A 21,931-nucleotide genomic window follows, 5' to 3' on the forward strand; every position below is an offset into this window, starting at 1 on the left:
CCCGGTCGGTGATGCTCCGGATTGCGGGGATTGGATGCTACTCGCCGGTAATCGGGGGTTGCGACGGAACATGCCCGAAGGTACGGTGAGGCTCCGCCATGACCCTGGCGTGAGGCTCGCGGCGTACTCGGGGGAAGATGAGGGAATTGCTTCTTCATTCAAGGGTGACAGCGTGCCGATAATCACCTCGCCGCAGGATTTCAACGTGGACGACCTTTACGTCGATCTGCGCCGCGTCATCGACCGCCCGCTCTTCCTCAAATGCGAGGGATTCAATTTCGCCGGATCGGTGAAACTGAAGGCCGCCGCCGCGATGGTGGAGGCCGCCGAGCGCGACGGCGTGCTCGCGCCCGGCTCGACGATCGTCGAGTCCTCCTCCGGCAACCTCGGCATCGCCCTCAGCCTGATCGCCGCCGACCGCGGGCTGCGGTTCGTCTGCGTCACCGACCCGCGCTGCAACCCCGCCTCCGTCCGGCTCATGCGCGCGCTCGGCGCGGAGGTCCGCGTCATCTCCGCCACCGACGCCAACGGCGGCTTCCTGGAGAGCCGGATCCGGTACGTCCGGAACCTGTGCGACTCCGACGAGCGGTACGTCTGGCTGAACCAGTACGCCAACCGCAACAACTGGCTCGCCCACTACCGCGGGACCGCTCCAGCGATCGACAGGCAGTTCCCCGACCTGGAGGTCCTCTTCGTCGGCGCCGGCACCACCGGCACCCTCATGGGCTGCGCCCGCTACTTCCGCGAGCACCGCCGGCCCGTCACGATCGTCGCGATCGACGCGGTCGGCTCGGTCACCTTCGGCGGCATCCCCGAGCGGCGCCTGGTGCCCGGCCTCGGCACCAGCGCCCGGCCCGCGCTGGTCGACGAGTCCTACGTCGACGACGTCGTGCACGTCGCCGAGTCCGACACGATCCGCACCGTGCACGCGCTCGCCTCGCGCGGGTTCCTGTTCGGCGGCTCGACCGGCACCGTCGTGTCCGGCGCGTCCCGCTGGCTCGAGGCCAAGTACCCCGGCGAGGAGCCGGTCGCCGTCGCCATCGCGCCCGACCTCGGCGAGCGCTACCTGGACTCGATCTACGACGAGACCTGGCTCGGCGAGCACTTCGGAGAACTGCTCCCCGGCCTCGATCTCCCGGCCGCCGGTATTCTCGGCGTCTGATCATCCCGAGCACCGCGAAAAGGACACGGAGTTCCCCCATGACGCAGGCCCCCACGTTCGCCGTGATCTCCGGCGCCCAGGTGCACGACGCGATCGCCGGGCGCGAGGAGCAGGTCATCGGCATGGTCGAGGCCGCCTACCGGCTGCACGGCGAGGGCCGGACCGTCAACCCGGACTCCTACTTCCTGCGCTTCCCCGACCGGCCGTCCGACCGGATCATCGCGCTGCCCGCCTCGGTCGAGGGCGACGTGGACGTGCACGGCATCAAGTGGATCTCCAGCTTCCCCGGCAACGTCGCGAACGGGATCCCCCGCGCGTCCGCCGTGCTGATCCTCAACGACGCCGGGACCGGCTACCCGTTCGCGTGCCTGGAGAGCTCCATCATCTCCGCCGCGCGCACCGCCGCGTCCGCCTCGCTCGCCGCCGCGACCCTCGCCGACAGGCGCGGCGACCGGCCCCGCCGCGTCGGCTTCGTCGGCGTCGGCCTCATCGCCCGCTACATCCACACCTACCTGGCGGGCAACGGCTTCGCCTTCGACGAGCTCGGCGTCCACGACCTGTCACGCGAGCACGCCGAGGGGTTCCAGGGCTACCTCGAACGCTCCGAGAAGGGCGCGATCACGATCCACGACTCGGCCGAGTCGCTGATCCGCTCGTCCGACCTGGTCGTCTTCGCGACCGTCGCCGGCGAGCCCCACGTCCACGACCCGGCCTGGTTCGCGCACAACCCGCTCGTCCTGCACGTGTCGCTGCGCGACCTCTCCCCCGAGATCATCCTCGCGTCCTACAACGTCGTCGACGACGTCGAGCACTGCATGAAGGCCAGCACGTCCCCGCACCTGGCCGAGCAGAAGACCGGCAACCGCGACTTCGTCGCCGGGACCCTCTACGACGTCCTCACCGGCGCCACCACCCCGCCCGCCGACAAGCCCGTCGTCTTCTCCCCGTTCGGCCTCGGCGTCCTCGACCTCGCCGTCGCCAAGTACGTCCACGACCAGGTCACCGCCGCCGGGAACCTCCACACGATCCCCGGCTTCTTCCACGAGCTGAAGCGCTACGGCTGACACCCGCGCCTCGGATGGGACACCCGTCCGCACGGCGTCCCACCGGCCTCACGCGAACTCGGACGTGTCCAACTCGAACCCGAACGGCTCCGGCAACGGCAGCCCCTTGCCGAACGGCACCTGGTGGGCGCGGCTGCAGTCCTTGCCGTCAGGTTCACTGAAGAGGATCGCCTTCTGCTGCTCCCGGTCCACGAGCAGGTAGAGCGGTATGGCCGCCCGAGCGTACCCGCGCCGCTTGACCTCCCGATCCAACTCCGGTCGAGACGATGTCACCTCGACCACCAGGCAGAGGCCCGCAGGCTGGATCCAAGAGTCCTCGTTGTCGAAGACATCGAGCTCGAGGGGGGCGAAGGTCGCATCCGGGATCACCAGGTTGACCTTGTGCTGGACATCGCTCGGCACCCTGAGACCCTTGTTGGGGACGTATTCGAGCTCGCTCGAACTCTTTCGCGCCACCTGGAAGACGATCTTCCCGATGTTCCTGTCGTGCCTACTGCTGGGGGGTGGGGTCACGACGATCTCTCCGTCGATGAGTTCGGCTCGATAGCCCTCGGGGAGGTCGAGGGAGAGGAAGTCGTTCAGGAGGATGTCCTCCTGGCTCCGGGGCTCATGAACCATCGCCGTCATGCCCTGCTCCTTTCCTCGCGGGCGAGTATATGAGCAGAGCGCCACCCTTCGCATACAGATCGTAGCCATCGGTGCGTTCGTCCTCAGCCTACGATCCCCCGTGCGCCGGCGTCCGCACACTCGCCGGCAATAGAACGGCGGGGAGCGGGCACGTTCTCGTCATGGACGAGCAGGATGCCGGGCGCGGGGACGTTCAGGAGCTGAGCGACTTCGAGCTGGCGGTGTACGAGACCGTGGCGGAGATCGACGTCGAGGGCCGCGCGGCCGACTTCGAGACGCTCGAACGGCTGATGGAGGCGCCCGAGGAGGACCTCTGGGCGGCGCTGGGCCACCTGGTGTCGATCAACCACCTGCACTCGACGCCGAAGGGTTACGTCCTCGGCCCACACGACTGGGACGCGTAACCGTCGACTTGCGGCGAGTCGTCGTTATGAGCCGTCCTATAACGACGACTCGCCGCAAGTGAACGTGGTTCGGGGGCGTCCCGGTGAGCGGGAGCGGGCGGTCGCGGGGCGGGGCGGCGCGGAAGGATGGTCGACTGCCGTACACGCGTCTGGTCAGGGAGGCCGCCGGATGGAGCTCGTCGTCACCGAGGAACAGCGGGAGCTGCGCGACGCGCTGCGGCGGTTCTTCGCCGACCGGTCGCCGTCCGCGGAGGTGCGGCGGCTGATGGAGACGGCCGAGGGCTACGACGCCAAGGTGTGGGCGCAGATGGCCGAGCAGCTGGGTCTGCAGGGCCTCGCGATCCCCGAGGAGCACGGCGGCGCGGGGTTCGGCATGCGGGAGCTGGCCGTCGTGTTCGAGGAGATGGGGCGGGCCGTCGTGTGCGCGCCGTTCCTCGCCACGATCACGGCCGCGGCGGCACTGCAGGCCGGGGACGGCGGGCACGACCTGCTGCCCGGCATCGCGGACGGCTCGACCATCGCCACGCTCGCGGTCGCGGAGGACGGCGGGAGCTGGGATCTCGACGCCGTGGAGACGCGGGCCGAGGGCGGCGCTCTGCGCGGGACCAAGAGCTTCGTGGTCGACGGGTGCGTCGCCGGGCTCGTGCTCGTGGCGGCGAAGGACGAGGACGGCGTCGGGCTCTACGCGGTGGACGCCGACGCCGAGGGCATGGCCAGGACGTCCATGCCGACGCTCGACCAGACGCGGAAGCTGGCGCGGATCGAGTTCGACGGGACCCCGGCGCGCAGGGTCGGCGGCGCGGACGCGGTCCGGCACGCGCTGGACGTCGCGGCGGTGGCGCTGGCGGCCGAGCAGCTCGGCGGCGCGCAGCGGACCCTGGACATGACCGTCGAGTACGCGAAGGTGCGGCACCAGTTCGGGCGGCCGATCGGGTCGTTCCAGGCGATCAAGCACCGGTGCGCGGACATGTTCGTGCTGGTGGAGTCGGCGCGGTCGGCGGTGCTGAACGCGGCGGCCGCCGCCGACGAGAGCCCGGAGGAGCTGCCGCACGCGGCGGCGCTGGCGAAGGCGTACTGCTCGGACGCGTTCTTCCACACGGCGGGCGAGGCGATCCAGCTGCACGGCGGCATCGGGTTCACCTGGGAGCACGACGCGCACCTGTACTTCAAGCGGGCGCAGTCGTCGCGGCAGCTGTTCGGGTCGCCGGACGCGCACCGCGAACGCCTCGCCGCGCTCGCCGGCATCACGGGTGCAGGCTGAGCCCTTTCAGGACCTTGTCGACGCCGTTCTTCGGACCGTGCACGGCGAACCCGACGAGCGGCATCTCCTCAGCGGTGACGGCGCGGACGGTGGCGCGGTTGGCCTCGTCGTGGCCGGTCTTGAACATGTCCTCGATGTAGACGGCGACGTCCATCTCCCGAGCGAGCGCCCGCACGTGGGCGGCCTTGATGGCCTCGGCGTCGGCCTCGTAGACGAGGACGGGCTGGCGGAACATCGCGAGATAAGCGTTGCCGGAGGCGTCCTCGTAGGGGTCGCCGATCACGCCGGGCGCTCCCCCGGCCACCGCGCTCGCGAGGAACGCGGTGACGTTGAGCCGCTGCCACGCGGCCAGGTCGTCGCGGACGACGATGCCGATCTTGGTGTCGAAGCGCATGCCGTCCAGGCTGGCGGGACGCGCGGGCGGCGGTCTTGAACGCTCGTGCGCCGAGCCGGTCCGGAAGCAGGCCAGACTGGAGGCGTGGACTGGAGCAGGTACTGGCGGGCGGCCGACCGTCCGCTGGAGGCGATGCACGCGCACTTCGAGCGGCACGTCTACCACCGGCACAGCCACGACACGTACTCGTTCGGCGTCACCGAGGACGGCTACCAGGCGTTCAGGTGCCGGGGCGGCGCGCACACGAGCGCGGCCGGGATGGTCATCGCGTTCAACCCCGACGATCCGCACGACGGCCACGCTGCGGACGATCTGGGTTTCACCTACCGCATCGTGCACATCGGGCCGGAGCTGGTGTCGGAGGTGCTGGCCGACATCGCGGGAAGTCCGGCCGGGCCGCCGCTGTTCGACGCCCCGGTGGTCGGCGATCCCGTCCTCGCGCGGAACCTGCGGGCGCTGCACGCGGCGCTGCTCGGCGGTGCCCCGGCGCTGCGGCGCGACGAGCTGCTCACCGCGACGGTCGGGGCGATGGTGAACCGGGCCGCGTCCGATCGGCTCCGCGTCGGGCCGTCGTCGGGTGCGGCCGCCCGCGCCCGGCGCCGTCTGGAGGGGTCCTACCTGGACGACGTGGGCGCGGACGAGCTGGCGGAGGCGGCGGGGTGCAGCCGGTTCGCGCTGTACCGGTCGTTCCGGCGGGCGTACGGGATGGCGCCGAGCGACTACCAGCGGCAGCTGCGGCTGCGCGCGGCGCGGCGGCGGCTGGCGCGCGGCGAGCCGATCGGGGACGTCGCGGCGGCGACCGGGTTCGCCGACCAGAGCCATCTGACGCGGTGGTTCGTCCGCTGCTACGGGATGACGCCGGGGAAGTATCGGGCTGCTTGCGCAGGTTGAGGCAGAATGCCGCTCATGATGCGGGCGAGCGGGGCGATGTTCGGGCTGGCGTACGGCGACTCCCTGGGGGCGCCGACCGAGTTCCTGGACATGGAGCAGATCCGGCGGCGGTTCGGTGAGCACGGGCCGACACAGCTGAACGGCGATCCCGCGCTCGTCACCGACGATACGCAGATGGCGATCGCGGTCGGCCTCGCCCTCCTGGACGCCCTGGCGAACCCTCCGCTCACTCCGGACCTGGTCACGCCGATGTGGCGGCGGAGGTTCGTGGACTGGCTGAACAGCCCGGACAACAACCGGGCGCCCGGGAACACGTGCCTGCGAGCGTGCGGGGGCCTGGCCGCCGGGAAGCCGTGGGTGGAGGCGACCGTGGCGGGCTCGAAGGGCTGCGGCGCGAACATGCGGGTGGCGCCGGTCGGCTTGGCGCCGGGCCTGTCGGACGAGACGCGCGCCGGCGCGTCGCAGTTGCAGGCGGCGTTGACGCACGGGCATCCGACCGGGCTGGCGGCGAGCGAGCTGACGGCGTTCGCCGTCCGATGGCTGGCCGACGGCATGGCGCCCGGCGACCTGTCCACCGCGCTGCGCGCCCGCTGCCACGAGCAGCGGGCCGTCTACCACGAGCGATGGCTCGGCACGCTGTGGCGGCAGCCCGGCATGGACGCGCCGGAGACGTTCATCGCGCGCGGCTGGGACGAGTGCCTGGAGGTCCTCGACCGGCTGGACGAGGCCGTCGCGCGGGGCGACCGCGCGTCCGACCCGTGCGCGATCACCGGTGCGGGCTGGTGCGCGGAGGAGGCCCTCGCCACGGGGCTGCTGTGCTTCCTGCTGTTCCCGGACGAGCCCGTCGAGGCGATCTGGCGCGGCGCCGCCAGTTCCGGCGACTCCGACTCGATCGCGTGCCTGGCGGGCGCGTTCGCGGGCGCGCATCTCGGCATGGACGCCTGGCCGCGGGAGTGGGCCGGGCGGATCGAGTACGCGGCCGAGCTGACCAGGATCGGGAGCGCCTGGGACTGACGTCCGGACGGCCGTGCGGAACCACCTCGCAGAAGAGGGTTGACCCTGCATAGCTCGTAAGCTAATGTTCTTAGCTATAGAGCTACACCGAATTACGGAGCACGCGATGAGCGACCAGACGCAGTACCTCGACCTCCCCGGCGGGCGCCTCGCCTACGACGACAGCGGCGAGGGGCCGCTCATCGTGTGCCTGCCGTCCATGCTCGACCTGCGCTCGCAGTTGCGGTTCCTCAGGCCGCGGCTGCTCGAGGCCGGATACCGGGTCGTCACCGTCGACCAGCGCGGGATGGGCGACAGCAGCGCCGACTGGCCCGAGTACGGCAGCACGCCCCTCGCCCACGACCTGATGGCCCTGCTGCGGCACCTGGACGCCGGCCCGGCGCTGGTCTACGGCTGCTCGAACGGGGCAGCGGCCGCCGTCTACGCCGCCGCCGAGGCGCCCGAGCTGATCAGGGGCCTGGTGCTGGCGGCGCCGTTCGTCCGCGACGGGAAGGCGGGCCTCGCGCAGAAGCTCACCATGGGCCTGTTCCGGATCCCCGGCCTGGCGGTGCCGCTGTACCTGTCGTACTACCCCAAGTGGGAGCCCAAGCGCCCGGCCGACTTCGACGAGCACAAGGCGCTGCTGAAGGCCAACCTCAAGGAGCACGGGGGCGGCAAGGTCATCGCGTCCTACATGGGCATGTCGCACGCCGAGGCCGAGGCGCGGCTGGACAGGGTCACCGCGCCCGTCCTGGTCATCATGGGCACCGGCGACATCGACTGGCCCGACCCGGCCGCCGAGGCCGAGTGGGTCGCCGGACGCCTGGACGGCAAGCTCGTCATGCTGGACGGCGCCGGGCACCACCCGCACGTGGAGTACCCCGCCGAGATCGCCGAGGCCGTCCGCACCTTCGACGCGGGCCTCTAGGGGACGGCGGCCCAGCCCGTCCAGGCGTCGATGGTGACCGCGATGACCGGCCCCTCGGGCGGCCGGTCCCGGTACTGGGCGTAGCGGCCGGCGAGGAGCCGGACGGGCTCGGCGCGGCGCGCGTCGTCCTCGACCACGGCGGCGTGGCCGTCGACGCGGACCCACCACAGCCGGTCCCAGTCGTCCTCGTAGTGGTCGGCGAGCAGCGCGACGCGCGGGTTGGCGCGGATGTTGGCCAGCCGGCGCAGGTCCCGGGTGCTCTTCGGCTTGTGGTCGACGGCGGTGTAGACCGACCCGCGGTGCACGGCGAAGGTGACGGGGACCAGGTGCGGGCGGCCGTCCTCCCCCACGGTCGCGAGCCGCGCGACGGGGACGCTCGCGAGCAGCCGGCGCGCGTCGTCCGGCGAAAGCCTGGGCATGGGCGGCAGCCTGCCACGGCGCGGCGGCGGATCCCAGCCTCCCCGCGCGGGCGAGGCGGATCGCCTCGGCGCCGCCGCCTTCCGGCCGGCGCCGCGCCCGGCCCGCCGCGTCAGTCCTTGAAGTCGGGCGGGCGGTTCTGCTTGCGCGCCGCGATGGCCTCGTCGAAGTTCTGCGTGGTGAGCCGGACGTACAGCTGCCCGAGGCCCTCCTGGCCCATGTGCGCGTCGAGGCTCGACGCGTCCAGCCCGGACCACAGCGACCGCTTGGTCAGCTCGACGCCGGGACGGCTGAACGCGGCGATCCGCTCGGCGAGGTCGTAGCAGGCGTCGAGCAGCTTGTCGCCGGGGACGGTGCGGGAGACCAGGCCGATCCGCTCGGCCTCGGCGGCGTCGACGTCCCGGCCCGACAGCATGATCTCGAACGCGCGGGACGCGCCGATCGCGCGCGGCAGCAGGTAGCTGAGGCCGAGCTCGCTCGCGGTCAGCCCGTTGTTGATCCCGGCGGCGCGGAACAGCGCGGTCTCGGCGGCGAGCCGGATGTCGGCGGCCAGGCCGAGGCACATCCCGCCGCCGATCGCCGGCCCGTTGATCGCCGCGATCACCGGCTGGTGGACGCGGCGCATCGCCCGGACGACGTCGTCCAGCAGCTCCATCGAGCGCAGCGCGATCGTCGACAGCGTCAGCCCGTCGATGCCGGGGGGCGCGCCGGCCGACTCCAGGTCGGCGCCGGAGCAGAAGCCGCGCCCGGCGCCGGTGATGACGACGGCGCGGGTGTCGTTGTCGCGGCTCACCTCTTCGAGGGCCTCGCGGAAGGGCACCATGACGTCGAACGCCATCGCGTTCATCCGCTCGGGCCGGTTGAGGGTGATGAGCGTGACGTGCGGGCGCGGCTTGTCGATCAGGACGAAGGGCAAGATGACCTCCCGGGTGGCCTAGCAAGCGCTAGGTTACACAGGCGGGAACTCCGGGGGCGCGAGGCCCCGCTCGACCACCTTCGCCAGCTCCTCGTCGGTCAGGATGCGCGGCTCGCCGACCATCTTGGCCCGCACGTAGACGCCGCACAGCCACTCCAGCAGCCGCGCGTTCTCGAACGCCTCGTCCAGGTCGCGGCCGATCGTGACGCCGCCGTGGTTGGCCATCAGCGCGGCGCGCTTGCCGCCCTCCATCGCGACCCGGACGTTCTCGGCCAGCTCCGGCGTCCCGTACGTGGCGTATTCGGCGACCTTCACCACGCCGCCCAGCAGCAGCGTGTTGTAGTGGATCGGCGGCAGCTCGGTCATGGTCGTCGCCACGACCGCACCGTACGTCGAATGCGTGTGGACGACCGCCGCCGCGGGCGTCTCGCGGTACAGCGCGAGGTGCATCGGCGTCTCCGACGACGGGGCGCGGTCGCCCTCGACGAGCCGGGCGTCCAGGTTCACGACCGGGCAGTCCTCCGGCCGCATCCGGTCGAGCATCATCCCGCCCGGCGTCACCGCGACCAGGTCCCCCGACCGGACGCTGACGTTGCCGGACGCGCCGGTCACCAGTCCCGTCCCGGCCAGCCTGCGGCCGACCGCGCACAGCGCGCGCCGCTCGTCCTCCAGCAACATGCGAATCCCTCTCACGTTCTAGGCCCTGCCCGTCGTACGCTACGGCCCTGACGATCACGAGGGAGACCCGGCATGGCAACAGTGGTCACGGTCGGAGCGCACATCCTGGACGTGCTGGCCCGGCCCGTCGACGGCATTCCGGACGGCCAGGACACCGTGGTCGTCGACCAGATCAGGGTGACCGCCGCCGGCGCCGCCGCCGGGACCGCCGTCGCACTCGCCCGGCTCGGCGACCGGGTCGTCTCGGTCGGCGCGGTCGGCGACGACGACCTCGGCGACCTGCTCGTCACGATCATGACCCGGAACGGGGTGGACGTGACCGGGCTCGTCCGCCGCACCGCCGAGCAGACCAGCGCGTCGATCCTGCCGATCCGCCCGGACGGAGGCCGGCCGAGCTTCCACGTCCCCGGCGCGAACCTCACCCTCACCGCGCACGCGGTCGAGCCCGGCCTGCTCGCCGCCGCGAACGCCGTGCACCTCGGCGGCCCGGACGTCACGTTCGGGCTGAACGACCCGGACTTCTTCGCCGCGCTCGACGCGGCCCGCGCGTCCGGCACGGTCGTCACGATGGACCTGCTGTCCAACATGCCCGACCTGGTCCGGGGCGCCGCCGCGTTCCTGCCCCACGTCGACCACTTCCTGCCCAACGAGGAGCAGGCCGCGGCGATGACGGGCGAGGACGACCCCGAGAAGGCCGCCCGCGCCCTGCTCGCCCAGGGGCCCGCCACGGTCGTCGTCACGCTCGGCGGGGAGGGCAGCCTCGTCGCCACCGCCGGCGGCGTGCACCGGCTGCCCGCCCTGCCGGTCGAGGTCGTCGACACCACCGGCTGCGGCGACGCGTACTGCGCAGGGTTCATCACCGCCCTCGGCCGGGGCGAGGACGTCCTGGAGGCCGCCCGGTGGGGCACCGCCGCCGCCGCGACCGTCGCCCAGGGCCTCGGCTCCGACGCCGGCCTCACCGACCTCGACTCCGTCCTCGCGCTGCTTTGATTGCATTGCCCTCGGCGGTCGGGCGCTGGACGCCCTCCCTTCAACGGGCAATGCGTGCGATCGCTGCATCGCTCCGGCTCGCCCAGGGGCTCGCTGCGCGATCAAGTTCTCGCAAGCTCGAACTTGGCTTCGCTCGCGATCGCAGCGCTTGCGGTGGGAGCGTGGCCGGTGCACGGGCGGATGCTCAGCGGGCGTCCTGCCAGTAGGGGTCGCGGAGGAGGCGCTTGTAGAGCTTGCCGGTGGGGGTGCGCGGCATCGCGTCGACGAAGTCGATCGAGCGCGGGGCCTTGTAGCCGGCGAGCGAGGCGCGGACGTGCTCGATCAGCTCGCCGGCGAGCGCGTCGGACGGCTCGGCGCCGTCGGCGAGCTCGACGGCGGCCTTCACCTGCTCGCCGAACTCCTCGTCCGGGATGCCGAACACCGCCACGTCGCGGACGGCGGGATGGGTGATCAGCACGCCCTCGATCTCGGCCGGGTAGATGTTCACCCCGCCGCTGATGATCATGTCGATGACCCGGTCGGCGAGGAAGAGGTAGCCGTCCTCGTCCAGGTAGCCGGCGTCGCCGGTGGTGAACAGCCCGTTCGCGCGGTGCACCGAGCGGGTCTTCTCCTCGTCGCCCCAGTACTCCACGTCGTCGCCGCTGGCGTAGCGGAACCAGATCTGGCCGCGCTCCCCCGGCGCGGCGGGCTCGCCGTCCTCGCGCAGGATGTGCACCTCGGTGGTGGGCAGCGGGCGGCCGACGCTGCCGGGCCGCTCCAGCCACTCCGAGGCGGTGATGACGCTGTTCACCGACGCCTCGGTGGAGCCGTAGTACTCGTGGACGATCGGGCCGAACCAGTCGATCATCCGGCGCTTGACGTCCGGGGAGCAGGGCGCGGCGCCGTGCCAGACGACCTTCAGGCTGGAGCCGTCGAACGCCTTGCGGGCCGCCTCGTCCACCCGCAGCAGCCGGACGAACTGGGTGGGCACCAGGTGCACGTTCGTGATCGCGTGCTCGTCGATGAGCCGCAGCGTCTCGGCGGCGTCGAAGCCCCGGCGCATCACCACCGACCGCCCGCCGAGCAGGAACACGTGCGACCACAGCCACTGCGCCGAGTGGTAGACGGGTCCGACGAGCAGGGTGCGGCCGTGCTCGGGGATCTGCAGCACGCCCGCCATCAGGTCGCCGAGCAGCCTGGCGTTCTCGATCGGCCCGCCGGCGTCGGTGAGCTTGCGGGTGACGCCCTTGGGGCGGCCGGTCGTGCCGGAGGTGTAGAACATCGGCAGCCCGGTGGACGGGTCGGCGATCTCCTCCTCGGCGCCCGTCGCGAGGAACTCCTCGTACGGGGCGAACCCCTCGACCGGCTCGCCGAAGGCGATCCGCGCGGTCAGGCCGAGGTCGTCGGACGCCTCGCGCGCGACGTCCCCGAAGGCGTCCTCGGAGAACAGCACGCGGGCCTTGGCGTCCTGCAGGACGTAGCGCAGCTCGTCGGCGGTCCAGTGCCAGTTGACCAGGACGTAGCGCAGGCCGATGTGGCCGGCGGCGCACATCGCCTCGAAGAACTCGCGGCGGTTGCCGGAGTGGATCGCGATGACGTCGCCGGTGCCGAGCCCCAGGCCGCGCAGCGCGTTCGCCAGCCGGTCGGTCCTGGCGTCCAGCTCCCGCCAGGTGGTGGTGCCGCGCTCGTCGGTCAGCGCGGGCTCGTCCGGCCGGGCGTCGGCGTGCGGGCGGAGCAGTTCGGCCATCGGTCGCCTCATGGAACGTGACAAATCCTAGAACGCGACTCTAGAACTACCTCGGCCGCGACACCAGGGGCCCCTCCTCAGGATGTCCGGACGACGTCGGTGGCCAGCACCGCCTCCGCCGCGTTCACCAGCTGCTCCAGCCGCAGCACCTCCGTCCGGTGGAAGGGCGGCGCCCCCGTCCGCGCGACGACGATCACGGCGCGGCCCGCCGACAGCGGGCAGACCGCGTACTCGGTGCCGTCCGGCGCGGTGAAGGCGCGCGGCCGCAGCGGCGGCAGCACCGGCAGCTCGGTGCCCGCCATCCCGCCGACGCTGGCGTGCACCAGCACCGCGGTGTCCCGCTCCCCCACCTCGGCGAGCCCCGCCCAGTCGGCGCTGAGGATGCCCGGGACCGCGTCGGCCAGCGTCGCCGCGCCGCGCTCGGGCAGCGCCGCGATCTGGCCGATCACGGCGGCGTCCGGGAACGCGCCCTGCGGCTCGACGGTCGGCCAGACGCCGAGGATCTCGACGCCGGGCACCGAGCCGAGGCCGTCGCGCAGCCGCTCGACGCCCGCCCCCGCGGGCCACAGGACGGTGAAGTCGTCCAGCGCCCGCCCGTTGTCGCGTTCCAGCACCGCCATCTGGACGACGTCGGCGCCCGCGGCGCCGAGCGTGCGCGCCACCTGTCCCAGCGAGCCCGGTCGGTCGGGCAGCCGGACACGGATCCTCAGCAACATCGCCACCTCCCTCTCCATGCGTCGCGTCCAGCTTCGCCGCGACGCGTTTCCCACGTGTTACCCATCGGTGTCGACGCGAAGAAGTCGGTGCTGGAATGGCGGGGAGGCGTCAAACTAGAGTCCAATGAAGGTCAACAGCAGACCTATCGCCTCTGCCCCCTCATCATTAAGGTGACTGCACGTGTCGAGCGACGGGGATCGCACAGTCAACGCCGAGGCCGGTCCGGGCGCGGACGGCGCCGCGCCGCCGGCGGCCGACGGCGCCACGGAGGCAGCAGAGAGCACGGGGGGCGCAGAGAGCACAGAAGGCACCGAAGGCGCGGAGGGGGACGGCCGCGCCGCGTTCGAGGCCGAGGTCAGGGACGCCCTGGCGGGGCTGACCGCGCGGCTGGACCGCGAGCACGAGCGCGCCGCGCACCGCGAGGCGGTCATCGACCGGCTGCACGAGGAGAACCAGCGGCTGCGGCGCGGGGAGCTGCAGGCGATGCTGGAGCCCGTCCGCACCGCGCTGTACCGGCTGCACGACCAGGCCCGCCGCGAGGCGTGCCGGCTGTCGGACCCCTCGCTGGCCGAGCCGCCCGACCCGGTCCGCACCGCCGGGCTGCTGTCCGCCGTCGCCGACGACGTGGCCGACGCGCTGGCGCGGCTCGGCGTCGAGCGGTTCGGCGCCGAACCCGGCCAGCCCTACGACGCCGCCCGGCACCGGCCCGTCGCCGTCACCCCGGTCACCGACCCGGCCCGCGACGGCCTGGTGACCGGCGTCGAGGCGGACGGCTTCGAGCAGGGCGGCCGGGTGCTGCGCAAGGCGGCCGTCAGCGTGGCCAGGCTCGACCGGGGCTCCAACGGAACCACCGCCGCCGCGGGGCGCGGCGAGACGACGAACAACCGACTCGGCACCGATGGGTGAGAGGGACATGACCGTCTACGGGATCGACCTGGGAACCACGTACTCCTGCATTGCCTCGATCGACGACGTGGGGCGGCCGGCGGTCCTGCGGAACCTGGAGGGCACCGACACCACGCCGTCGGTGGTGTACTTCGAGAGCGGCGAGAACGTCGTCGTCGGCGCCACCGCGAAGGACACCGCGGTGCTGGAGCCCGACAACGTCGTCAGCCTGATCAAGCGGGACATGGGCCGGGACGTGACCCGCCCGATCCACGGGATCGACTTCACCCCCGAGGAGCTGTCGGCGTTCATCCTGCTGAAGCTGGCGACGGACGCGCGGACGACCACCGGCGAGGAGACCCGCGACGTCGTCATCACCGTCCCGGCCTACTTCGGCGCGGCCGAGCGGGACGCGACCCGCAAGGCGGGCCGGATCGCGGGGCTGAACGTCATCGACATCGTGTCCGAGCCGATCGCCGCCGCGATGACCTACGGGGTGCTGAACCCCGACACCGACCGGACGATCCTGGTGTACGACCTCGGCGGCGGCACGTTCGACACGACCGTCATCGCGCTGCGCGGCGGGCACATCGAGGTGGTGTGCACCGACGGCGACCACGAGCTCGGCGGCGCCGACTGGGACGCGCGGCTGGTGGAGTACCTGGCCGAGCGGTTCCGCGCCGAGCACCCCGACGCGGGCGACCCGCTCGACGACAAGCAGACCGAGCAGCAGCTGCGCCGCGACGCCGAGGACGCCAAGAAGGCGCTCACCACCCGCACCGCGCACACCGTCCGGGTGATGCACGCCGGGCGGGTCGCGGCGATCGAGGTGACGCGGGAGAAGCTGGAGGAGCTGACCAAGGACCTCCTCGACCGCACCATCGAGATCACCGGGCGGACGCTGTCGACCGCCGCGGAGAAGGGCGTGCACGACTACGACGACCTCGTGCTGGTCGGCGGGTCGACGAAGATGCCGGTGGTGGCGGCGCGGCTGGAGACCGAGCTCGGGCTGTCGCCGCGCCTGCAGGACCCGGACCTCGCCGTCGCCAAGGGCGCCGCGCTGTACGCGTTCGAGGAGACCTACCGGCGGCTGATGCGCGAGGGCGACGCCGAGCGCGCCGAGGAGATGGCGAGCCGCGCCGGGCTGTCGGCCGAGCAGCAGAAGCAGATCGCGGGGCGGCAGATCCGCACCGTCGCCTCGCACGCGTTCGGGATCGTGGTGGTCGACCGGGAGTCGGGCGCCGAGCACGTCGCGCACCTCGTGCACGCCAACGACGCGCTGCCCGCCGCCCGCACCGAGGACTTCTTCACCGTCTACGACGACCAGACCTCCGCCGACGTCCGGGTGATGGAGCAGGCGGGCAGCGTCGAGTCCGCCGAGCTGATCGACAACACCGAGATCGCGACCGGGGAGATCCGCGTCCCGCCGGGCAAGAAGGCGGGCTGGCCGATCGGGGTGACGTTCGCCCTCGACTCCTCGGGGCTGCTGAACGTGACCGCGGTGGAGAAGGAGTCCGGCGAGCGGCTGGAGCTGAAGGTGGACGTCGGGGGGATGTCGGAGGAGGAGGTCGAGCGCTCCCGCAAGGCCCTCTCCCGCGTCCAGGTGAGCTGATCCGGCGCCTTCGGTGACCTTCGACGAGGAGTACCGGCGGGAGGTGCTGGAGCCGGCGCGGGCCGCCGGCGACCAGCCGCCCGAGGACCTGCGGGTGCGGTACGCGCTGGCCGACCCGCTGACGGCGCGGGGCGTCGAGGCGCGGGTGAAGCAGGTGCGCCAGTGCTGGCGGCGGGCCCGCGGCCAGCTGAAGTACCGCAGGCTGATCGACCGGCTGGAGGCCGAGCACCGGGAGCTGGCGCCGCTGTTCACCGCCGCCGGGCGCGGCGACCTGCGCGCGCTGGACGAGCGGCTGGCGGGCGGCCGGGAGCGCACCGAGCGGCGCCGCGCCCAGGCCCGCGCGGGGCTGGCGGACGCCGCCGGGTTCCTGCGGACGGTGACGCCCGCCGAGGTCGAGGCGATCGCCCGGACGGGCGGGGTCGCGCGCGCCGAGCTGGAGGCGCTGGCCGCCGCCGAGGGCATCGCCGTGCGGGAACCGGACGCGCTGCCGGCCGCCGCGCCCTACCCGGCGTACCGCAAGGTGCGCGAGTCGCTCGGCGTGCTGGGCAAGCGGCATCTGGCCGACTTCGTGTTCGGGGCAAGGATCGCCGGCCCGATGCGGGTGCTGGACGGGTTCGCGGCGCCCGCGGCGCCGGGCGCGCCGGGCGCGTCCGCGCTGCGCGGCGGCCTGCTGCGGCTGGACGCCGGCGCGGTCGCCGCGGCCGGCGAGGAGTGGGCGCGCCGCAGCCGCGACACCAGCACCACGCACGCCGGAACGGTCCTGGCGGCGCTGCGGTCGGGCGCCGACCTCGCCGAGCTCGTCCGGTACGACATCGTGGACCGGCTGCGGGAGCGGTTCCGGCAGCGGGCGTCCGAGCGGGCGCTGCTGCGGCACGCGACCGAGGACCTCGGCGTCCACGCCGAGGACGCGCGGCGGCTGGTGTTCGCGGTGGTCCGGGAGACCGGGCCGGGCGGCGGGCCCGCCGGGCGGCTGCGCGCGCTGCTGGACGCCGGCGAGGTGTTCGCGGCGGCGGAGCTGGCGGACGCGTCCGGGATCGCCGCCGCCGCGGAGGGCGAGCCGTCGGAGGAGGAGGTGCTGGCCGCGGAGGCGCGGCACCGCCTGGACACCGCGCTGCGGCTGCGCGAGTCCGCCGTCGCCGAGCCGGACCCGGACCGGGCGTGGCGGCTGCTCGCCGACGCGCTGCGCCTCGTCCGCGACCTGCCCGGCGCCCGCGACCACCAGCGGCGGCTGCCGCCCCGTCCCGTGCCGGTGCTGCACGCCGACGTCGACACCGACGGCGGCGGCGTCCGGCTCTCGTGGGAGGCGTCGCCGTCGACCGCCGGCGAGATCGGCTACCACCTGGTGCGGCGGGCGGGACGGCCGCCGCGCGGGCCGGGCGACGGCGAGGCGATCAGGGGCGAGCGCGACGAGCGGCCCCCGGTGAACGTGCCGCTCTACTACGGCGCGGTCGCGGTGCGCGGCGAGGCCGCCGCTCCGCCCGCCGTGGCGGGGCCGGTCGTGGTGCGGCCGGAGCCGCGCGAGGTGGAGCTGCTGTCCGGGGACGGGCAGGTCACCGGCCGGTGGCGGTGCCCGCCGGAGGCGGCCCGGGTCGTCGTCGTCCGCGACGGGACGCCGGTCGAGGCGGGCCGCGAGGGGTTCCGCGAGCGCGTCCCGAACGGCCGCACCCACCACTACCGGATCAGCGCCGTCTACCTGGACGGGGCGGGACGGGAGGTCGCCACGCCGGGCGTGCGGGCGTCGGTGACGCCGAGCGCCCCGCCCGAGCCGGTGTACGAGCTGGACGCCGAGCCCGACCCGTCCGACCCGGGCGTGCTGCGGGTGCGGTTCGCGCCGCCCGCGCACGGGACGGTGGAGCTGGTGCTGTCGGCCGGGCCGCCGCCGTGGCCGCGCAGCGCGCTGGTCCCGGTGGAGGAGGTGCGGCGGGAGACGCGGCGGCTCGCGGGCGCGCCGACGGCGGGCGGGCTCGCGGTGCGGCCGGGCGCGGGCGGCTGGCTGCTCGCCGTCACGGTCGCCGAGGGCACCGCCGCGATCGGCGCCTACCACCGGCACGTGAACCTGCCGCCGCCGCGCCGGCTCGTCGCCGAGCGGCGCGGCGACCACGTGCACGTCGGGTTCGACTGGCCGCCGGACGTCGCGGAGGTCGACCTGGTGTACCGGGTCGGCCGCGACCCGCTCCGCTCGTCCGACGGCGAGGAGGCGCGGCGCGCGACCGTGACGCGGGCCGCCTACGACACCCAGGGCGGCGTCCGGCTGCCCGTCCCCGAGGACGCGCCGGTCGAGCTGTCGGTGGCGGCGGCGGGCACCGTCGGCGGGGCGCGGGTGACCGGCCCGCCGGTGACGGCGCAGGTCGGGGCGCGCGCCGTGGTCCGCTACGACCTGGAGCGGTCGGGGCCGCCGTGGCGGCGGTCGCTGACGCTGCGGTTCACCTGCGCGCGGCCGCTGCGGGTGGCGCGGCTGTCGCTGGTGCTGCGGCGCGGCCGGGTGATGCCGCACCGGGCGGGCGACGGCGAGACGCTCGGCACGTGGGAGCAGGTCCCGGTGCCGGGCGAGCTGTCGGTGGCCGTTCCGCGCGCTTCCGGGCCGTATTGGCTGCGCTGCTTCGCCGATGATGATGTCATCGAACTCACCGATCCCCCGATCCGCCGACTCCAGGTCCCGTGATGACCAGACCGCTCGCCCGGCTGCCGGGCGCGTCCGCGCGGCTCTTCCCGCGGCAGGGCGTCACCTGCCCGTACTGCTTCGCGTCCGTCGCGCCGCAGCGCATCCTGTTCCGCTGCCGGGGCCAGGCGGGCCGGCGGCAGGGCTGCGCGCCCGTCCTGGACGAGGCGCTGGCGGCCTACACCGGCTCGACGGCGGGCGCGTCGCTGCCGCCGGTGTTCGCCGCGCCGGGACGCAAGGGCCGCGCCGACTGCCCCACCTGCGGGGTGCCGACGGGGAACCGGGCGTGCCCGGAGTGCCACAACCCGCTGCCGTCGGCGTACTGCGACTCCCCCGGCCGGATCGTCGCGCTGGTCGGCGCGAAGAACGCCGGCAAGAGCACCTACATCGCGGTGCTGCTGCACGAGCTGATGAACCGCGTCGGCACGGAGCTGGACGCCTCGCTCGTGGCGTGCGACGACCGGACCATCGAGCGCTACAAGCGCGACTTCGCGCGGCCGCTGCTGGAGGAGCGGCGGCTGCTGCCCACGACCGCGAGCGCCGCGACCGGCCCGCGCGAGCCGCTGGTGTACCTGCTGACGCGGACGCGGCGCACCCGGTTCGCGCGGGCGCGCAACGACTCGCTCGCGCTGGTGCTGTTCGACACCGCCGGCGAGGACCTGCGCAGCCGCGAGGCCACCGACCTGCACCTGCGGTACCTGGAGGCGGCGGACGCGATCATCTTCCTGGTCGATCCGCTGGAGCTGCCGGGGGCGCGCGGCGGGGTCTCCGACTCCGTCCCGGAGCCCCGTCCCGGCGACGATCCCGACAGCGAGCCGCTGAACATCATCGCGCGGGTCACCGACGCGCTGCGGCAGCGGCACGGCACCCGTCCGGGCGAGCCGCTGCCGGTGCCGGTCGCGGTCGCGCTCACCAAGATCGACGCGCTGCGCCCCGACCTGCTGCGGCAGTCGGCGCTGCGCCGGTCCCGGTCCGGGACGGGCGTGCTCGACCTCGACGACCGCGACGCGGTGAACGAGCAGGTCCGCGCGCTGCTGCACGAGTGGCAGGCCGGGCAGCTCGACACCTACCTCGGGCAGCAGTACGCCGAGCACGCGCTGTTCGGGCTGTCGGCGCTCGGCGGCGTCCCCGAGGACGGCCGGGTCGGCGCGGGCGGCGTCCGCCCCCACCGGGCCGAGGACCCGCTGCTGTGGCTGCTGTACCGGTTCGGGATGCTCGACGGCGTCCGGCCCGGAGGTGCGTGAGCGTGGCGTGGCAGCTGCACTACACCTCCGCGCGGCGCGGGCCGACCGGCCGGGCCGGGTTCCAGTTCGTCGCCGAGACGCCGGGCCTGCCCGACGGGGTGCGCGCCGCCGTGACGCCGTACATGTCGTACCGTCCGCCGCCGGACGCGCCGCTGTCCCCCGACGACGCGGAGCTGAGCGGGTTCCCCGTCTCGCTGCTGTACGACCGGGTGGACGGCCGTCCCCTGCTGCTGCGCTGCCGCTATCTGGGCCGCGACTACTCCGGCAGGTACGGCAACTTCTTCGCGCACGCGGTGGTGGCCGAGCCCGACGAGCTGGAGGGGCTGCGTCCCGCCGAGCTGTGGCACGCGCCGCTGTGGACGCCGCTGCCCGGCGACGCCGACCTCGACGAGCTGGACGACCTCGCGCCCGGCGCCGCCCTCGACCCCGACTCGCTTGCCGCGTGGCTCGAGGTGTCCGGGCCGGCCGACGCCTACGGGACCCTCGCCCGGCTGGTCGACGCGGTCGCGGGCGTCCTCGGCCGGGGCCACGGCCGGATCGTGCTGGTCGCCGCCGACGTCGAGCTGATCGCGCGCTGGATCGCGGTGGTGTCGTACTCGCTGCCGGTCGCGGCGGCGGCGCGCCTGTCGTTCGTCACCTACACCGCCGATCCCGACGGTGCCGCGCAGCGCCTCGTCGGCACCACGCCGGACGTGTGGGCCGCCGTCCGGCACCACGCGTCCCACGCGCTGGCCGTCGACCTGCACACCGGCCTGAGCGGCACGGACGGGACGTCCCGCTTCGCCCGCACGATCGCGGCGTGCTGGCGGGACGCCGACTTCCCCGCCCTGGACGGCCTCGGCGAGCTGGCGCTGCCGGACGGCGCCGCGCCGTCCGACCCGGCCGTGCTGGAGGGCGCCGCGACGCTGCTGGCGCTGTGCCGGCGCGACCCGACGGTCACGGCGGGCGAGGAGGGCGCGGCGGCGGCGCTGCTGTCGCGGCCCGGCGTCCAGATTCCCGAGTGGGTCTGGCGCGATCTCGCGCCCGGCATCGCCGCCATGGGGCTGGAGCTGGCGCTCGCCGTCCACGAGCGGGCCCTCGCGGCGGGCGCGACCGGCGCCGCGCGCGACTGCGCGGCGCGGATCGCGCTGCTGGCCCTGTCGGACCCGGCCGCCCGCGACCGGATGCCCGAGCTGCCGGAACGCGCCGGCGAGCTGGAGCCGCGCGTGTCGCAGGCGCTCGCGGACGCGCCCGACCTCGCGGAGGTCGCGGCCGTGGCGGCGGTCGCCGCGCGCGCCGGGACCCGCCTCGACCCGGAGGAGCTCGCAGCCGCCGCGGCGGGCCGGGCACGGCTCGGCGCCGCGGACCTTCCCGCCGCCCACCGCGCCTGCCCGGCGGCGGCCCGCGACGCCCTGCTGGACGGCGTCATCGCCGGCCTCGCCGGAGCGGAGGACCGCGACCGCGCCGCCGCGCTCACCCCGGGCACGTGCGACCTGCTCTACGAGCACGCCGCCGAGCGCCTCCGTGCCGTCCCGGCGGTCGCCGTGCCCGTCCTCGTCTCGGTCGGCCGCCGCGACCTTCCCCGCCGCATCGCGATCACCGCGGAACTCCTCCGCCTGACCGGCACGACCGCCGCGCCGCACACGGAAGCCGAACGCGCGGATCGCGGGACGGACGTCGACGCGGCGCTCGCGGAGGTATGGGCCGCGCCGCCCTCGGCGGCCGAGTGCGTCGACCTGCTCGACGCGTTCGGCAAGGACCTGGCGGACGTCCCCGCGCTGGCCGCGCTGCCGTCGCGGACGTTCGAGCGGCTCGGCGCCGACGCACTCGCCGACGCGCAGACCCTGCAACTGGCGGCGCGCGTGCTGTCGGTGCTGCCGCACGGGCGGGCCGGCGCCGACGCGGCCGCCGTTCGCGCGTACGCCGACGCGATCACCGCGGGACGGCCGGGCGAGGCAGCGCGGGCGATGGACGCGCTGGCGGGCGCCCGCGGCGGGTCGGCGCGGCTGGCCGCAGAGACGTTCGAGGCGGCCGCGCGGCGGCTGTGCCGCCGCCCGCCGGCGTTCCGGGCGGAGCTGCTGGCCGCGGTGCCCGCGCCGGTGCGGGCCCGGATCGCCGCCCGCTGGACCGCGGAGCTGCCCGCCCGCGCCCGCGCCGGCCGCGCCCCGCTGCGCGGCGCAGACGCCGGGCACCGCAACGACCTGGTCGAGGTCGCGCTGCGGCTGCGGGCGCGCGGCATCGCCGAACCGGAACTGGAGGCGTGGGCGCGGACCGCCGCCGCCCGCTGGCTCGCCTCCCGGCAGCTCGAGGCGCACCTGGCGGACCGCCCGGAGCTGCGCGCCGCGCTGCGCGGCCTCCTCGCCGGCGACGAGGGGAGGTGAGCC

Annotated in this window: 20 protein-coding genes; 13 read left to right on the top strand and 7 right to left on the bottom strand. The window is 74.3% G+C overall.

The genetic code is table 11. From position 1 onward, the window contains the following. Nucleotides 1-205 precede the first annotated feature (205 nt). Nucleotides 206-1,162, top strand: a complete 957-nt coding sequence (gene sbnA, locus QP089_RS34810; protein WP_285917577.1) for a 2,3-diaminopropionate biosynthesis protein SbnA — start codon at nucleotides 206-208, stop codon at nucleotides 1,160-1,162. Nucleotides 1,163-1,200: 38 nt separating this feature from the next. Next, nucleotides 1,201-2,226: a 2,3-diaminopropionate biosynthesis protein SbnB gene (gene sbnB / locus QP089_RS34815; protein ID WP_285917579.1), complete on the top strand. Its 1,026-nt coding sequence runs from the start codon at nucleotides 1,201-1,203 to the stop codon at nucleotides 2,224-2,226. Nucleotides 2,227-2,274: 48 nt separating this feature from the next. On the opposite strand, the gene QP089_RS34820 is transcribed toward sbnB, so the two are convergent. Further along, entirely contained in the window at nucleotides 2,275-2,853 is a 579-nt protein-coding gene (locus QP089_RS34820; RefSeq protein ID WP_285917580.1) for a Uma2 family endonuclease, read from the bottom strand. A gap of 161 nt (nucleotides 2,854-3,014) precedes the next feature. Between QP089_RS34820 and QP089_RS34825 the strand changes: the two genes are divergently transcribed. Both QP089_RS34825 and QP089_RS34830 read left to right on the top strand, forming a co-directional pair. Beyond that, nucleotides 3,015-3,257 carry a hypothetical protein gene (locus tag QP089_RS34825; protein ID WP_285917582.1) on the top strand — a complete coding sequence of 81 codons (243 nt, stop codon included), beginning with the start codon at nucleotides 3,015-3,017 and terminating at the stop codon, nucleotides 3,255-3,257. A gap of 169 nt (nucleotides 3,258-3,426) precedes the next feature. After that, a complete protein-coding gene (locus QP089_RS34830) occupies nucleotides 3,427-4,518 on the top strand; it encodes an acyl-CoA dehydrogenase family protein (RefSeq protein ID WP_285917583.1) in 1,092 nt (363 codons plus the stop codon). On the opposite strand, the gene QP089_RS34835 is transcribed toward QP089_RS34830, so the two are convergent. Then, the gene (locus QP089_RS34835; RefSeq protein ID WP_285917584.1) at nucleotides 4,502-4,912 is read right to left on the bottom strand and encodes a DUF2000 domain-containing protein; all 411 of its coding nucleotides are present in this window, start codon (nucleotides 4,910-4,912) and stop codon (nucleotides 4,502-4,504) included. The two genes, QP089_RS34830 and QP089_RS34835, sit on opposite strands and share 17 nt — an antisense overlap. An 84-nt stretch (nucleotides 4,913-4,996) precedes the next feature. Here QP089_RS34835 and QP089_RS34840 point away from each other — a divergent pair, with 84 nt between their 5' ends. The 3 genes from QP089_RS34840 to QP089_RS34850 all read left to right on the top strand — a co-directional run bounded on the left by QP089_RS34840 (nucleotide 4,997) and on the right by QP089_RS34850 (nucleotide 7,724). Continuing rightward, on the top strand, nucleotides 4,997-5,803 hold the full coding sequence (locus QP089_RS34840) for an AraC family transcriptional regulator (RefSeq protein ID WP_285917585.1): 807 nt from the start codon (nucleotides 4,997-4,999) through the stop codon (nucleotides 5,801-5,803). Between the two features lie 15 nt (nucleotides 5,804-5,818). Further along, complete coding sequence (locus QP089_RS34845; protein ID WP_285917587.1) at nucleotides 5,819-6,817, top strand: ADP-ribosylglycohydrolase family protein; 999 nt, start codon at nucleotides 5,819-5,821, stop codon at nucleotides 6,815-6,817. 106 nt (nucleotides 6,818-6,923) lie between these two features. Continuing rightward, entirely contained in the window at nucleotides 6,924-7,724 is an 801-nt protein-coding gene (locus QP089_RS34850) for an alpha/beta fold hydrolase (RefSeq protein ID WP_285917589.1), read from the top strand. Here QP089_RS34850 and QP089_RS34855 read toward each other — a convergent pair. The 3 genes from QP089_RS34855 to QP089_RS34865 form a co-directional block, all read right to left on the bottom strand. Then, entirely contained in the window at nucleotides 7,721-8,143 is a 423-nt protein-coding gene (locus QP089_RS34855) for a TIGR03668 family PPOX class F420-dependent oxidoreductase (protein WP_285917590.1), read from the bottom strand. The genes QP089_RS34850 and QP089_RS34855 overlap by 4 nt on opposite strands. A 110-nt stretch (nucleotides 8,144-8,253) precedes the next feature. Beyond that, on the bottom strand, nucleotides 8,254-9,057 hold the full coding sequence (locus QP089_RS34860) for an enoyl-CoA hydratase (RefSeq protein WP_285917592.1): 804 nt from the start codon (nucleotides 9,055-9,057) through the stop codon (nucleotides 8,254-8,256). Nucleotides 9,058-9,090: 33 nt separating this feature from the next. Continuing rightward, a complete protein-coding gene (locus QP089_RS34865) occupies nucleotides 9,091-9,735 on the bottom strand; it encodes a class II aldolase/adducin family protein (protein WP_285917594.1) in 645 nt (214 codons plus the stop codon). Nucleotides 9,736-9,807: 72 nt separating this feature from the next. Between QP089_RS34865 and QP089_RS34870 the strand changes: the two genes are divergently transcribed. Continuing rightward, nucleotides 9,808-10,725 carry a carbohydrate kinase family protein gene (locus tag QP089_RS34870; protein WP_285917596.1) on the top strand — a complete coding sequence of 306 codons (918 nt, stop codon included), beginning with the start codon at nucleotides 9,808-9,810 and terminating at the stop codon, nucleotides 10,723-10,725. Nucleotides 10,726-10,909: 184 nt separating this feature from the next. Here the strand turns inward: QP089_RS34870 and QP089_RS34875 are convergent, their stop codons facing one another. Both QP089_RS34875 and QP089_RS34880 read right to left on the bottom strand, forming a co-directional pair. Further along, a complete protein-coding gene (locus tag QP089_RS34875; RefSeq protein WP_285917597.1) occupies nucleotides 10,910-12,463 on the bottom strand; it encodes an AMP-binding protein in 1,554 nt (517 codons plus the stop codon). Between the two features lie 65 nt (nucleotides 12,464-12,528). Then, complete coding sequence (locus QP089_RS34880) at nucleotides 12,529-13,167, bottom strand: ACT domain-containing protein (protein ID WP_285917598.1); 639 nt, start codon at nucleotides 13,165-13,167, stop codon at nucleotides 12,529-12,531. A gap of 181 nt (nucleotides 13,168-13,348) precedes the next feature. Between QP089_RS34880 and QP089_RS34885 the strand changes: the two genes are divergently transcribed. From QP089_RS34885 to QP089_RS34905, 5 genes are read left to right on the top strand one after another with little or no spacing between them, the layout of a single operon-like run. Next, complete coding sequence (locus QP089_RS34885; RefSeq protein WP_285917599.1) at nucleotides 13,349-14,074, top strand: nucleotide exchange factor GrpE; 726 nt, start codon at nucleotides 13,349-13,351, stop codon at nucleotides 14,072-14,074. Between the two features lie 7 nt (nucleotides 14,075-14,081). Then, complete coding sequence (locus tag QP089_RS34890; protein ID WP_285917600.1) at nucleotides 14,082-15,665, top strand: Hsp70 family protein; 1,584 nt, start codon at nucleotides 14,082-14,084, stop codon at nucleotides 15,663-15,665. A 13-nt stretch (nucleotides 15,666-15,678) separates the two neighbouring features. Beyond that, complete coding sequence (locus QP089_RS34895; protein ID WP_285917601.1) at nucleotides 15,679-18,327, top strand: SaeA-related protein; 2,649 nt, start codon at nucleotides 15,679-15,681, stop codon at nucleotides 18,325-18,327. Further along, nucleotides 18,327-19,568: a TRAFAC clade GTPase domain-containing protein gene (locus tag QP089_RS34900; protein ID WP_285917602.1), complete on the top strand. Its 1,242-nt coding sequence runs from the start codon at nucleotides 18,327-18,329 to the stop codon at nucleotides 19,566-19,568. The genes QP089_RS34895 and QP089_RS34900 overlap by 1 nt, the downstream gene beginning before the upstream one ends. A 2-nt stretch (nucleotides 19,569-19,570) precedes the next feature. After that, nucleotides 19,571-21,928: a GAP1-N2 domain-containing protein gene (locus tag QP089_RS34905; RefSeq protein ID WP_285917603.1), complete on the top strand. Its 2,358-nt coding sequence runs from the start codon at nucleotides 19,571-19,573 to the stop codon at nucleotides 21,926-21,928. The last annotated feature ends 3 nt before the right edge of the window (nucleotides 21,929-21,931 follow it).

The sequence above is a fragment of the Actinomadura opuntiae genome (assembly GCF_030283205.1).
Taxonomy (GTDB): Bacteria; Actinomycetota; Actinomycetes; order Streptosporangiales; family Streptosporangiaceae; genus Spirillospora.